This is a genomic window from Aeromonas salmonicida, from assembly GCF_028355655.1.
In the GTDB taxonomy this organism is placed as follows: domain Bacteria; phylum Pseudomonadota; class Gammaproteobacteria; order Enterobacterales; family Aeromonadaceae; genus Aeromonas; species Aeromonas salmonicida.
Genome location: NZ_CP110645.1, coordinates 1,617,796 through 1,630,773, shown reverse-complemented (window position 1 = coordinate 1,630,773; position 12,978 = coordinate 1,617,796). Strand labels below are relative to the sequence as shown.

At 58.4% G+C, this 12,978-nt stretch carries 9 protein-coding genes; 1 reads left to right on the top strand and 8 read right to left on the bottom strand.

All coding sequences use genetic code 11. The features are described from left to right. Positions 1-12: 12 nt before the first annotated feature. The 3 genes from pdhA to ONZ54_RS07915 form a co-directional block, all read right to left on the bottom strand. Entirely contained in the window at positions 13-1,107 is a 1,095-nt protein-coding gene (gene pdhA, locus ONZ54_RS07925) for a pyruvate dehydrogenase (acetyl-transferring) E1 component subunit alpha (RefSeq protein WP_271787875.1), read from the bottom strand. Positions 1,108-1,381: 274 nt separating this feature from the next. After that, a complete protein-coding gene (astE, locus tag ONZ54_RS07920; protein WP_271787874.1) occupies positions 1,382-2,407 on the bottom strand; it encodes a succinylglutamate desuccinylase in 1,026 nt (341 codons plus the stop codon). Positions 2,408-2,687: 280 nt separating this feature from the next. Then, on the bottom strand, positions 2,688-2,897 hold the full coding sequence (locus tag ONZ54_RS07915; RefSeq protein ID WP_042870650.1) for a DUF1127 domain-containing protein: 210 nt from the start codon (positions 2,895-2,897) through the stop codon (positions 2,688-2,690). A 521-nt stretch (positions 2,898-3,418) separates the two neighbouring features. Here ONZ54_RS07915 and ONZ54_RS07910 point away from each other — a divergent pair. Further along, the gene (locus tag ONZ54_RS07910; protein WP_271787873.1) at positions 3,419-4,312 is read left to right on the top strand and encodes a DNA replication terminus site-binding protein; all 894 of its coding nucleotides are present in this window, start codon (positions 3,419-3,421) and stop codon (positions 4,310-4,312) included. 171 nt (positions 4,313-4,483) lie between these two features. On the opposite strand, the gene ONZ54_RS07905 is transcribed toward ONZ54_RS07910, so the two are convergent. From ONZ54_RS07905 to rfbC, 5 genes are all read right to left on the bottom strand, one after another. Further along, positions 4,484-8,326 carry a DEAD/DEAH box helicase gene (locus ONZ54_RS07905; RefSeq protein WP_271787872.1) on the bottom strand — a complete coding sequence of 1,281 codons (3,843 nt, stop codon included), beginning with the start codon at positions 8,324-8,326 and terminating at the stop codon, positions 4,484-4,486. Positions 8,327-8,550: 224 nt separating this feature from the next. Next, complete coding sequence (locus ONZ54_RS07900; RefSeq protein ID WP_043556697.1) at positions 8,551-9,204, bottom strand: YceH family protein; 654 nt, start codon at positions 9,202-9,204, stop codon at positions 8,551-8,553. 154 nt (positions 9,205-9,358) lie between these two features. Next, on the bottom strand, positions 9,359-11,062 hold the full coding sequence (locus tag ONZ54_RS07895) for a PglL family O-oligosaccharyltransferase (protein WP_271788259.1): 1,704 nt from the start codon (positions 11,060-11,062) through the stop codon (positions 9,359-9,361). 98 nt (positions 11,063-11,160) lie between these two features. Beyond that, the gene (locus tag ONZ54_RS07890; RefSeq protein WP_271787871.1) at positions 11,161-12,219 is read right to left on the bottom strand and encodes an LPS O-antigen chain length determinant protein WzzB; all 1,059 of its coding nucleotides are present in this window, start codon (positions 12,217-12,219) and stop codon (positions 11,161-11,163) included. A gap of 51 nt (positions 12,220-12,270) precedes the next feature. Continuing rightward, positions 12,271-12,822, bottom strand: coding sequence for a dTDP-4-dehydrorhamnose 3,5-epimerase (gene rfbC / locus ONZ54_RS07885; RefSeq protein WP_271787870.1), 552 nt, complete (start codon positions 12,820-12,822; stop codon positions 12,271-12,273). Positions 12,823-12,978 lie beyond the last annotated feature (156 nt).

Genomic DNA, 12,978 nt, shown 5'->3' with positions numbered 1-12,978 from the left:
TCATCTCATCGATCATGAGCGTTCCTCCCCGGCGTGACGCTGCATGCCCTTGGCGATGATGCGCTGGCGCTGCCCGCGATAATCCCTGGGCAACTCGGCGAACTGATAGTCGAGCAGAGTTTCCGGCGCCTGCGGGGCCGTGCCTTCATAGGCAGCCACGGCGCGATCAACCTCCCGGCTCGCCTCGGCCAGCAGCGCCTGCTCCCGATGCTCATCCCACCAGCCCTGCTCGGCCATGAACTGGCGCAGCCGCTTGACCGGCTCCTTGGCCCAGGCGGCCTCGACTTCGGCGGCATCGCGATAGCGGGTCGCATCGTCGGCCGTGGTGTGATCCCCCAGCCGATAGCTGATCGCCTCTATGAGAGTCGGCCCCTTGCCACTGCGCGCGCGCTCGACGGCGATGCGGGTGGCATCATAAACAGCCACCACGTCGTTGCCGTCGACCTGGATGCTGCGTACCCCTGCGCCAACTCCTTTCTGGGCCAGGGTGGGTGCGCTCGACTGCAACTTGCGCGGCACAGAAATGGCCCACTGGTTGTTGTTGATGATCATCACCATGGGCAGATGCCAGACACCGGCGCAGTTGAGCCCCTCCAGGAAGTCCCCCTTGGAGGTACCGCCGTCACCTATGGTGACCACGGCGACACGAGGCTGGTTGCGCAACTTGAAGGCCGCCGCTATGCCGGCGGCATGGGTGATCTGGGTGGCGATGGGTACGCAGATGGGCAGGTCCTCCGACAGCTCGCCATCGGCCTTGTAAAAGACACAACCCCGTTCATCCCCGCCCCAATATTGCAGGTTTTTCTCCATGGGTACGCCCCGCACGTAGAGGGTGGGCATGTCCCGGTAGTAGGGCACGTAAACATCCTGCTCCTGCATGGCGAGACCGACGCCTATCCCGACCGCCTCGGCTCCCAGATGGGAGGGAAAGGTGCCGAGCTTGCCGGTTCGTTGCAGCGCGATTGCTTTCTTGTCATAGCTGCGCACCATCACCATGTTGCGGTAGAAAGTGTGCAGTATCGCCTTGTCCAGCCAGGTCGGCAGTGTCGCGACCGGGCGCCCTTCCTCATCGAGGTAACGAAGGAAAGGGATGTCGACATGGGTCATAACTGGCTCCTTGCCGTTGTCAACGTCACCACCATGAGGTGACCCTTAGAATGTAAATAAGATGTTAACCAAAGAGCAATGTGATTTAACCAGGTAAGACCAGTAGAAACTTCTTTAATTTCAGAAAGACACTGAACTTTTCGGCTGAGCAGAGACGAAAAAGGGAGCCTCTTCGGGCTCCCTTTTGGGTGGATGCGGGATCACTCCCATATCAATGGATTCGCGTCACCAGCCGGACGACGCGCAGGTCTATGGCACAGAAGACGGGGTCGGCTCACTCCCACAAACGGGTCGGCACCACCAGCAGCACGGTACGCTGACCTATGGCCACATTGGCGTTGGGGAAGACCACCGCTTCCCGCGTCTTTTCTACCGTGTAGCGCAGTTCACCATCCTCGGCCAGCACGAATCCCTGGGGAAACTCGGTGAAATTGTCCACATCGCTGGCAAACAGGAAGCGAAACTGCTCCGAACGCTTGTTGATCACCCGGTCGATGGCAAAAATGGTGAAGTCATCCGCGCGCCAAGGCTCGAGCGCCACCTCATCTCGAGTTACCAGCTCCTGCAGCGCCTGACGGGTCTCGATGAAGCGGGTCATGTCGTTCTCGCCAAACGGGCGCACCTTGCCCAGCTCCACCGTGAAAGCATGAGCACCATGCTGGTGCGAGCTGTAATAGCTGAAGGTGGTGGTGGGACCGCTGGAGAGCAGTATGGTACGCACCCCGCAGGCACCGAGGAACTGCACCTGCTCCTTGCAATGCGGCCGCTCATGGAGGAAAGGGTAGACAGCAAACTTCTCGTGACGCGAACCGCGAATGGCGGTGTGCAGGTCGTAGTGATAACGGGGCCGGGCCGGATCGGCAAAGAAGCGGCTCACATACTGCTCGAGCCGCATGGCGCGAATGCGTTCCTGATTGCACAGCCCCTCCCCCTTGCTGTGGGCACCGGAGAAGAGCCGGTTCATGTTCTCCTCCACCTCCCGCAACCCCAGGTTTATGGCGGCCGGGTTGCCAAACAGGAACAGCACCCGATGACGGGCGCTAAGCTCGCCGCTGAGCAGCCGGGTCAGCAGCTGGTTGCAGATCTCGATGGGCGCGGTTTCGTTGCCGTGAATGCCGCAGGAAAGCACTATGTCCTTGCGTCCCCCGGACTGATCGCCCGCGCCACTGGCAGGCTCCAGGCAGAGCACTCCCGTATCCCAGACGCTCACCCGGGAGCCATCGGGCAGGTCAAACGCGAAGGGCTCAAGCTGCCACTCGTGGTGGCGGGTTAGGGCCAAAAAATCATGCTGGGGAATCATCCATCTCACCCTTTTGTCAGAAACGCTATGGGCGGATTATACGCAAGGCGTGTGGGCTTAAAATCAGTTTTTAAACAAATTCAAACAGTAAGAATACAAAGCTGGCGACAGATAGTGACAAATCGACAAAGTATAGGGTAAAGGAAGAGGAAATCACGGGAAGTAAAACAGCACTGCGGGGAAGAAATAATATCAGGTAATTATTCACACGCTGGCACGGGCCAAGTCGGGATTAAGCAATCAGGATCAGCAGAAAAACAAGGCATCCATGCCCGGCAGATCAACCACGCCAGAACGGCTTGGTGGTCTCTTGATAGCGATCAGATTCGTTCAGGCCGATGTCCTTGAGCAGGTACTCGGGCAGCTCGGAGAGCTGGCGACGGCTGCGGCTGCGTTCCAGCCAGGTCAGCACTGTCATTTTGACACGAGCAACCAGATTCGATTGGCTGGAATGATGGTAACCGGTCTCGGTATAAGTCATGTTGGCCATGATGTGGCTCCTCTTGATGATGTCTGCGCGGGGTGCGAATTTGTTGCGCAAAGCTTAGTCAGGAGGGACAGCCGACTCAATTGACGAATTTTGATACAACGCATTAGTAAAGCTAATGGTGAATATCGTCAGTCTAAAAAACATAACAGATTGATTTTAAACTATTAAATAATCATTTTATTCCGTCTGAAAGACCGGCAGCATATTCTCCTGCATGGCACACCTCTAACTATGCAGTTTCTTGTCTTGGCTATGCAGTCACGGGATCTCAAGGCGAGGCGGGCAACCTGGAGTTTACATCCAGTTGTTAATCAATAGATCTTTTATTGATCCTTATTTAACAGATAGATACAAAATAAACACACTCAAATGGCTATCGTTTTTGACCCTCGCCAAGCGCACCGAAAAGGAGATGCTTGGCGCGCTTTCGGCATGCTGGTATGGTTATTTATACAGTAGTTTAGCCACGTCTCTGCCAGCCCCTGTGGAGGGTGTGACAGGGGCGACCACAGGACATGCCGATGGACACATTTACTCCGACTGCCGCCCTGCGTCAACAGATGGACGCGCTCGAAGAAGCGCTGGCCCGCCTGGCCCGACAGCTGGCGCAGCTACCCTTGCTGGAGGCTCACGTCTATCCCCTTCCTGCCGTACCCCAGGGGCAGGAACACGAGCCCATCGAGCAGATAGAAGTGGGCTATCTGGGTGGAGAGGAAGCACTGGCGGCCACCCTGGCGGCCTATCAGGATCACAGTGCTCGCCCCGGCTGCTCCACCAAGGCTACCCACCGCCTGCCGGGCTGGCTGCGCTTCTCTGCCGCCAGCGCCAGCCAGCTGCGCCCACTGATCGAGGAGATCAACACCCGCAAACTCGCTTTCAAGGGGCTGGTGCAACAGGCAGGTGGGCGGGATGAGAAATTCGAGCTGGTACACAGGGCCCTGCCCGGGGTGATCACCTTGCAGGTCTACCGCAAGCTGACCCTGCTGGAGGGTGAGTTGCATTCCCTCGGCTTTACCTGGGCCGACAAACAAAGCATCAACCGCCTCAGCCGGGAGCAGGTGCTGGAGATGCTGGAGCGCAGCCGCCGCTATATTCCAGCGCTCTCCAACAATGAGGAGTGGAGCAAGATGGTGGATCAGGAGGTCTATGACCTTCGCCGCCTGCCTGCCGATGCCGAGCTCAGGATCCGGCGACCGGTCAAGACTCACCCCATGATCAACCTGCTCTGGCAGAACAGGGAACCCCGCAAGCAGCAGCTCAAGGCGAGCCTGCCCCTGCTGCTCTGCTCAGACACCCAGCCCGGCGTCACCCACCTTGGCCACTACCCGCCCAAACTGCGCCAGGCCAGGCGAGATCGCAAGATTGGCGGTGAGCCCATCATAGAGCGGCTGCACCTCTACCTCTATCAGGGGTAACCACGAACCGGCAGCCCCCCTCTCCTGATGGTGCGGCAAGATGCCCATTCGCCACTCCGCTGGCCTGGCTGCATCTCTACATCTTTGACGGGATCTCCTTTGCAGACACAGACATAAACAAAGGGGGGATCGCCTGCTGGCGATCCCCCCTTGTACACGGCGTCGGCCTGATCAGCCCATCAGCAGGGCGCGCAGGCTCTCCACATCCAGCCCGCGCACTTCGGACTGGCCGCTGAGCAGGCCATCGGCCAGTGCACGCTTCTCGTCGTGCAGGGCGACTATCTTCTCTTCCACCGTCTGCTCGCACACCAGCCGATAGACAGTCACCGGCTGGGTCTGCCCCATGCGATGGGCCCGATCGCTGGCCTGATCTTCTACAGCCGGGTTCCACCAGGGATCCAGGTGCAGCACCGTATCGGCCTGGGTCAGGTTGAGACCTGTGCCCCCCGCCTTGAGGCTGATGAGGAACAGCGGCACCGGCTCGTGCCGGAAGCGCAGTATGGAGTCCTGGCGGGACTTGGCGGAGCAGCCCCCATCCAGATAGCAGTAATCCCATTTTTTCTGTTCAATGCGCGCGCGCAGCAGGCTCAGCAGATCGACGAACTGGCTGAACACCAGCACTCGATGACCGTTGCCGATGGCCTCGTCCAGCAGCGCCATCGCCTCGTCCAGCTTGCTGCTGGTCTGGGACCACTCGGGCATCACCAGCTCGGGGGAGCAGCAGAGCCGGCGCAGCCGGGTCAGGCCGCTCAACACGTGCATCAGGGCGCGGCCATCGGCACTTTGCACCTGCTGCACCACTTCGCGCCGGGTTGCCTCGTACAACTGGCGCTCCTCGAGGGAGAGACTGATGTGATGAATGATCTCTGTCTTGTCCGGCAACTCGGTCAGCACTTGCTGCTTGAGACGACGCAAGATAAAGGGACTGATCACAGCCCGCAGCAGGGCCATGTGCTGGGGATCTTTTACCGCCTTGCCGAAGCGGCGCTTGAACTCGCCCAGGCTGCCAAGCAGACCCGGGTTGATAAAGGTAAACAGGCTCCACAGCTCCCCCAGGTGGTTCTCGATAGGGGTGCCGGAGAGGGCAAGGCGAAAATCCCCTTCGAGCTGGAACAGCAGCTTGGCACGCTGGGTGCCGGCATTTTTGATCTGCTGCGCCTCGTCCAGCACCATGCTCGACCAGCGGCGGGACTTGAGCGCCTCCGCCAGGCTGCCGAGCATGCCGTAGTTGAGCAGGATCACCTGGCCGGCCCTGGCATCACGGATCACCCCTTCCCGCTCGGAAGGGTTCTCGAATACCACCACCTCAAGTTCGGGGGCGAAACGCGCCACCTCTTCCTGCCAGTTGGTGACCACTGACTTTGGCACCACCACCAGCGCCGGGCCCAGGTGCTGACGCATGCGCAGCACTATGAGCGCCTGCAAGGTCTTGCCCAGACCCATGTCATCGGCCAGACAGGCGCCGAAGCCATGATGGGCCAGGGTCGCCAGCCAGCGCACCCCATCCTTCTGATAATCCCGCAGCGGGGTCAACAGTTCGGCCGGGCACTCCACCTCCTGCTGCCACTCCTGTTGCAGGGAGTGCCAGGCGTCATCCCCCTCAGTGGTGATTACGGAGAGCAGGCGGGTGAGCGGATAGGCCAGCTTGTTGTTGATGCGTTGCTCTTCATCCAGCATGGCGCCCAGCATGGTGAGCCGCTCCACCAGCTTGTCACTCAGCATCAGGCTGGTCTTCTCGTCGAGCTGGACGGTGCGCTGACCTGGCGTCATCTGGCGCAGGATGAGACGCAAATCGAGGATCTGGTGCTCATCGAGGGCCAGTGCCCCCTCCACCTGGAACCAGTCCTGGCGCCGCTCGATACGCAGGCTCAGGGCAGCTTCGTCCAGACTCTTGAGGCGGGCGCTGTCCTGATGCCAGTGAATGACCACACCGGCATCCACCAGCTCGGGCAGGGCGTTGACCAGCGCCAGCGCCTGCTCCCCCTGAAGTAGCCACTCACTCCCTGGCAGCCCTATGGGCAGTGAATTACGCAGTTGCTGGGCCTGCCCCTTCTCGGCGAGAAGATCCCGCTGCCAGTAGTGATAATCCTTGATCCCCTGGCGCACTATGGCCTCCCCCTTGCCAAGGGGAAGCGGCGGCAACTCACCCTGCCGAGTCACCAGCTTGACCGCAAGCTGGCCATCCTGCCAATCCAGCTGTACCGAGGGAATACCGGGCCAGGGGGCCAATTCGGCATTGCCTTGCAGACCTGCCACCTGGCTGTGCCAGGGCAGATCGGGGATGGCGTCCAGGGTGCGCTGCAATTCGCTTAAGCCCTCGGCGGGCAACAGGGGGATAGATTCCAGTGCAGGCAGACGATCGAGCAGCGCCTGGGGGGTAAGGATGAGCTGCCACAAATCCTGTGCCAGCGGCAGTATATGGGCACCGCGCGCCGCGGCGGACGGGCTCAGCAAGGCACTCATACCCTGCTCGGTGGCGACAATCTGCAACAGTGGCGCACTGACGGCCAGTTGCAACTTCTGCCCCTTGGCATTGAACAGGCGCGGATGAGTGGCAAGGGGCGCCCAGGCCTCTCGTGGCAGCTGGCCCATGACCCTCGGCAGGGTGCGCACCAGCGCCCAGTCCTCTTCGTCAAGCAGGGCGGCATATTGAGTCGAGAGCAGAGCGGGATCGACCCGGCGACCGGCGGTCCACTCCCCTTTGGTGCTCTGCTTCTGGATCTTGCACTCAAGCTCTGGCCCTTCGGCGTGCAGCAGCCAGACCAGCCGCTCCTGCGCCTTTCGCACACCGCTGGAACGCCCCAACCCCTGCAGCCAGTTGAGCCAACTGGCCGAGGCGGGCGTCTTGTCGTCTTCGTCCTGGTCAGCGGATGCGTCATCCCCGTTGGCGGCTCGCAGTTGCTGCAGCGGTGCGCGCTGCGCCCCCTGCCCCAACAGGAGTCGCAGCAGATCCTGGCAAAAGGCCATCAGCCTGTGATGGGGTTGTGCCTCCAGCACATGGGAGAGATCCCACTTGTGCAGTATGGCAACCTGGGGACTCTGCTCCCCGTGCCTGGCAAGGGCGCAGAGATCGAGCCAGAGGTAACCCCAGTGCAACTCTTCCAGCGGCAGTTGCAGGGTGTCGAACAGACCGACCGCCTGACCATGACGATCACCGGCCCACTGACCCAGCAGATCCGCCAGCAACGGAAACTGATTACCCAGACTGCGTTGCCACTTCTTGCGCTGCTCGCTGGCGATCACGGGGTCAGCTTGTTGCAACCAACCAAGCCAGAGCAGAGCACTGAACATCAGCGGCCACTGCCCCTTGGCGCCCTCTGCCTGCCACTGGCCCAAGGTACCGAGCAGCCGTTCGGCAAGGGGTTGCTCTCCCCCCTGCTCCGCCAACTGCTGCAAGGCGGGCCAGTGTGTGGTGACCTCGCCGGCAAGGTCGCCACAGAGCCACTGCCATTCGGCGGCGAACCCTTCGCTCACGCTTTTCAGCTCGGGGGCACAGGCGCTGGCAACCGGTGCGAGCGGCCACTGCGCCCCTGGCTCGGCATCAAGCAGGGTTTGCAGGGAGAAGTGCATCAACATCAGTTGCTGCCATTGCGGGCTGGAGCCCGGCAGCAGGCGATGGGCATCGGTCACGTCGAGCAGGCCAAGCAAATCGGCCGCAAGATAGTAGGTCGGCACCTGACCCGCCTCACCAAGACAGAGCTCCCGTACCAGCGCCTGCGCCATCTCCTGGCCGGTGACCGAGGGCACCCGTGCCCAGTTCGGCATGGGGCATGCACCCGAACGTACCGCCAGGATCAGCGCCAGGGTTCCCTCTGCCGTCAGACTCCACTGCTGCTCCCCGCGCAGGCGCACCAGTCCCTGCTGCTGCAACTGCTCCAACTTGTCGATCAACGCCCGCCCGAGCGGCATCTGCGCTTGCAGCTGTTCTTGCAAATAGCGGGTACTGGCGGTGCGCTGCAACTGCAGCTCACTGAGCAGGGCATAACAATCGAAAGAGAGGGTGAACGCAGACATCAAGACTCACGGGCAGGTGCAAAAGCGGAATTTTAACGGGAAAGCGGCGGCGGCTCGACCCTTAACCGCGAAATAACTCAAAAAAAGCCGACTGGCTCATATAAACCAAGGAGCACGGAGGATCACAAAGGATGGAAGAAGACATGCCAAGATGGGAGAACCTCGGCGAAATGACAATAAAAAAGGCGCCGTAGCGCCTCTTTAGGGAGAAACGTGCCGAAATGTCAGCCCTCCAGTTGCGCCAGACGGGCTTCCAGAGCCTGCAACTGTGACTTGAGGGTTTCGACCTCTTCTTCCAGCGCGCTCAACCTGTCCGCCGCCGGGGACGCATAACTGCTGGCAGGGGAAGCCTCGGCCAGCGCCTGCAGATCCACCTCACCGCTGAACAGATGGGCGTAGCGGGATTCACGCTTGCCCGGTTCGCGGGGCAACTTGACCACATAGGGCCCCTGCTCAATCAGGGCGGCCAGTGCCGTATCCACCTGAGTGACATCATCGAAGCTGCACAGGCGATTAGTGCGAGAGCGCAGTTCGCCCGGTGTCTGCGGGCCGCGCAACAGCAGCTCACAGACGATGCCGAGCTCCTGCTCGCTGAACTTGAGGGTGCCAAACTCGGTATTGCAAAAGCGGTGCTGGTAACGGGGTACCCGGGCATTGAAACCGGCAGTGTTGACGACCAGACGCTTGCGGATCAGCTCATCCACCACGGCGCGGATATCCAGCTCGGAGAGATCCAGCACAGGTTCGCGGTTGCTCTTCTGGTTGCAGGCATTGACCAGGGCATTGAGGGAGAGGGGGTATTGATCCGGCGTGCAGATCTCTTTCTCTATCAGAGCACCGATCACGCGGGCTTCCAATGGGCCTAGCACTAACTCCATTTCATACTCCCTTTCTAAAACAAGACGTTGAGGCCACTATCTTAGCCATGGCGCCTCTGCCGTCCAGCAAAGGCGCCTATTTTTGCGAAGCAGTAGTGCGGTTGGTGAAACATCGCGCAACCTTGCCGCCCTGCTTTGCACCTGCCGCCGGGCATCAGGAGGAGGGTTTACCCTCCAGCGCAGTGGCCACGGATTTGGCGGCCGAGCCAGTTAGCAAGGGATCACCCGGATAGAGCATGAGGGCTTGCGTTCGCAGCGCCTGCGCCTCTTCCTGTCGCCCAAGAGCACCGAGTGCGATCACCATATTCGCGTAAATATTGGCTCTGGGGGTATGGCGTACAAATGCCTGACCCCAGTCGAGATAGGCTTCCAGCTCCGCCTTGTTATCAGTCTGTAAGCCCACCATCAAGCGCACCGAGTTCACGTCAAACTCCACCCGGGTCAACCAGGCCATGGGGTTGACGACATCAAGCAGCAAGGTTGGATCCTTGTAACCGCCGCGCTCGTACTTGGTTACCACCCAGGCGGTATGAATGGCAGTGAGCATGAAGGGCACAACCAGCACAGGGATGGCGATGGCCATGAAGCGCAACAGCAACCAGGGGCGATAGACATATTCACGCCAGCTGGCTGTCTGCATCCCCTCCTCCACTTCCGCATCCAGCACATGGATCAGCAGCAGCAGAGCCCACCACAGAGCGATGGCGTGATAGAGCGGATATTCGGTCTGGGTGTGCAGCAGTATGGGGGTCACCAGTGCCAGCAGCGCCCCCCCCTTGACCCAGCCCACCCTGGCAAGCCGCCACAACAGAGCACCGCCCATCAGCGCCATGCCGATCATGGGGGCCAGCCCGCCTTCCACCGCCCAGTAGAGAAACTCGTTGTGGGGGTGATCGAGGTTGTATTCAATCTGCACCATGGCCGGGTTCAGCGCCTTGTCAGCCATGTAGTGATGCAGGAAGGTGGTCTCAAAACTTCCGTAACCCCAGCCGGCCAAGGGGGATTCCGCAATCAGCTTGGCGGCATAGGGCCAGTAGACGGAGCGCATGCCACCGGATTGGTACACCTCAAGCCCGCGCTTGACGCCGCTGATCCCGTATTGGGACGCCAACCCCAGGCCGACACCGAGCGTAACCAGGCCAAGAATACGGGCCAGTTGATGCTGACGATGCAACTGTGGCGCAATCAGGATCAGGGCCAGCAAGCCACCCAGTTGTCCCACCCGGGATTGCAACACCACCAGCAGCACGCTGGCCGCCAGGATCACCCCATAACGCAGCCCTCGTAGCCAGACATTGGCATTGCCGCGCAGCTCAAGCCAGATGGCGAGGGAAAGTCCGGTCGCCATAAAGGTCGCCATCACATTGGGCTGCTGAAAGATGCCATAAGGGCGATTGGCCCGAGTGTCATAACCGAGCCAGTTGCCTGGGGTCAGCAGGTAATACTGCACCAGCCCGAGCAAGGCCTCTATCGCTACCGCTCCCAACAACAGATAGAGCAACTGATCACGGGCCTGACGAGCCAGTTGCCATTGGTACAGACAAAACAGAAACAGCAGACCGGCAAACAACCCCAGCAGTCGCGGAATGGCATAGTCCTTGAGTTCCAAACCGGGATACGCCATGGGTAGCAACAACAGGAATCCACCAAGCCATAGCCAGGCCTGCAATGAAGAGAATATCAACCGCTGTTGCAGGGTGACCTGCCACAGTCCAAGGCCGATGACGAGGCTGGCAAAGACCCAGCCCCAGGCATTGAATGGCAGATAGAGCCCGGCACCACCGGGGTTGTGCATGAAAAAATGCATGGCCAGAAGCCAATACAGCACGCTGACCAGCCCAAAGACCCTTGTTGTCATCCTCATCGGCCCTGACCCCTTGCTTTCATTCTTTTGAACACAATCACCAACCCCAAAAAAGAAAGGGGGCAAAGCCCCCGTTACTTACTTGGTAAACATTATGCCTGTTCAGGCCGACGGAAAGCATGGCGTACCAGCACGATGCCGATGCCCAGCATGCCACCGAGCAAAGTGGCCAATACCACTATCATGGCGCGCTTGGGTTTATCCCGTGACAGGGGTTCTTCCGGAGCCTCAAGATATGAAAAAGGTCTAAAGTTGATGTCATCAAGCTTCACCTTTTTCAGGCGCTCTATTCGAGTCTGCAAACCGGCAAGTTTTGGCTGATAAGTATCCAAGTCAATAGTCTTGAGCACCTTCAGTTTCTCTTCCAACCCTTTGGTACCCAGAGTGATAGGAAAGCGTTCCCCATTATTATAATTCGCAAGGGGCTGGGAAACACCTGCAGCTTTGGCAATAGAGATTGTTAGTGCCGTTCCGCTAATTTCACGCTTGAGTGCTCGTTCAGCATCCTCTGTTGTGAGCTTTAAATTCGTCATCAGCACATCAAGTTTTATCGATTGCTGATCAGCCAACTCACTGACCAAACGTTGTTGCTGCTTAGTGGAGATGAAACGAATGTAACTCTCCAACATATTTAGTGCATCGCTGGAAGTAGCGGCACTCACTGTCAGCATCACGCCAGGTTTAACCCCACTTTTATCAACAGGCTCGGCAGAAATAAACTTTGCCCAGTCACGTATCCATTTACGTTGTCCCTTCTCATCCAGTTGAGCTGTTGCAACATAATTTTTGAATAACTCACTGCTTTTCAAAAATTCACGACGATTCTCATAAGCGTTGAACTCACGAACAAACTCGTTATACAAAGTACTTTTATCAGGAAAACCTGTGACTCCCAACAACTTGGCTTGACTGGCCACACGCAACATGGGGAGCAGATCCTTTCTCTCGGGTACCTGGATCACAGCATTGGCTGACCAAGTCTGCGGGGCCAATAGTGCATAGGCAATCCCGACGATGGCAAACACACCTGCGACCAAGAGGATCAACAGCTTCTGGCGCCACAACACCAAGACCAACTCACGCAGATCAATCTCATCAGAGCCAGTGGGTGGTACCCACTGTGCTGGCACATCTGGCGTTCTTTCTTTCATTTGTTATCTCTTATCCATAAAAACTCAAAAAATCTGATGTCTTATCCAAGCTCACATCATGATGACTAACTCTGCCGCCTGACGATCCTTATCAGACAAAGACAGAGGGTACTTATCCGACAGTGGCCAATTTATTGCCAATGAGGAAGAATCCCAGCGGATGCAATGCTCATCATCAGGCTGATAATAATCGGTACACTTGTAAAAAACATCCGCCATCTCGCTCATCACATAGAAACCATGGGCAAAACCGGGGGGGATCCACATCAGCTCCCCTTGATCGGCACTCAATATATGCCCCACCCAGGCGCCATAAGTAGGAGAACCAGCCCTGATATCCACTGCAACATCGAAAATGGTGCCAGTTATTGCCTGTACCAACTTTCCCTGTGGATGACGTTGCTGATAATGCAACCCTCGCAAAGCTCCCCCACAGGAACGGCTCAAATTGTCTTGTACAAAATCGTACGCCCCACAATGCAGCTCAAATTCACTCTGACGAAAACACTCCATGAATTCGCCACGATGGTCACGGTATACTTGTGGCGTGAGGATCATCACATCAGCTATATCAGTAGCACGGTATTGCATATAAAAACTCATTATTGTTCCCTGCCCATCGTAGAGCCGGGTCGAAATTAATATCTATCTGACCATGACAAGGTTCAGATCTTCAGCAAGAGTGACGAAGAATCTCCTGTCATTTACCACTAATCTGATAACTCAAGCTTAACCAATTTAAAAGTCAGCGACTGTTAA

Coding starts and splice junctions, on each gene's coding strand:
- pdhA (WP_271787875.1), bottom strand. CDS start 1,107: ATGACCCATGTCGACATCCCTTTCCTTCGTTACCTCGATGAGGAAGGG.
- astE (WP_271787874.1), bottom strand. CDS start 2,407: ATGATTCCCCAGCATGATTTTTTGGCCCTAACCCGCCACCACGAGTGG.
- ONZ54_RS07915 (WP_042870650.1), bottom strand. CDS start 2,897: ATGGCCAACATGACTTATACCGAGACCGGTTACCATCATTCCAGCCAA.
- ONZ54_RS07910 (WP_271787873.1), top strand. CDS start 3,419: ATGGACACATTTACTCCGACTGCCGCCCTGCGTCAACAGATGGACGCG.
- ONZ54_RS07905 (WP_271787872.1), bottom strand. CDS start 8,326: ATGTCTGCGTTCACCCTCTCTTTCGATTGTTATGCCCTGCTCAGTGAG.
- ONZ54_RS07900 (WP_043556697.1), bottom strand. CDS start 9,204: ATGGAGTTAGTGCTAGGCCCATTGGAAGCCCGCGTGATCGGTGCTCTG.
- ONZ54_RS07895 (WP_271788259.1), bottom strand. CDS start 11,062: ATGACAACAAGGGTCTTTGGGCTGGTCAGCGTGCTGTATTGGCTTCTG.
- ONZ54_RS07890 (WP_271787871.1), bottom strand. CDS start 12,219: ATGAAAGAAAGAACGCCAGATGTGCCAGCACAGTGGGTACCACCCACT.
- rfbC (WP_271787870.1), bottom strand. CDS start 12,822: ATGAGTTTTTATATGCAATACCGTGCTACTGATATAGCTGATGTGATG.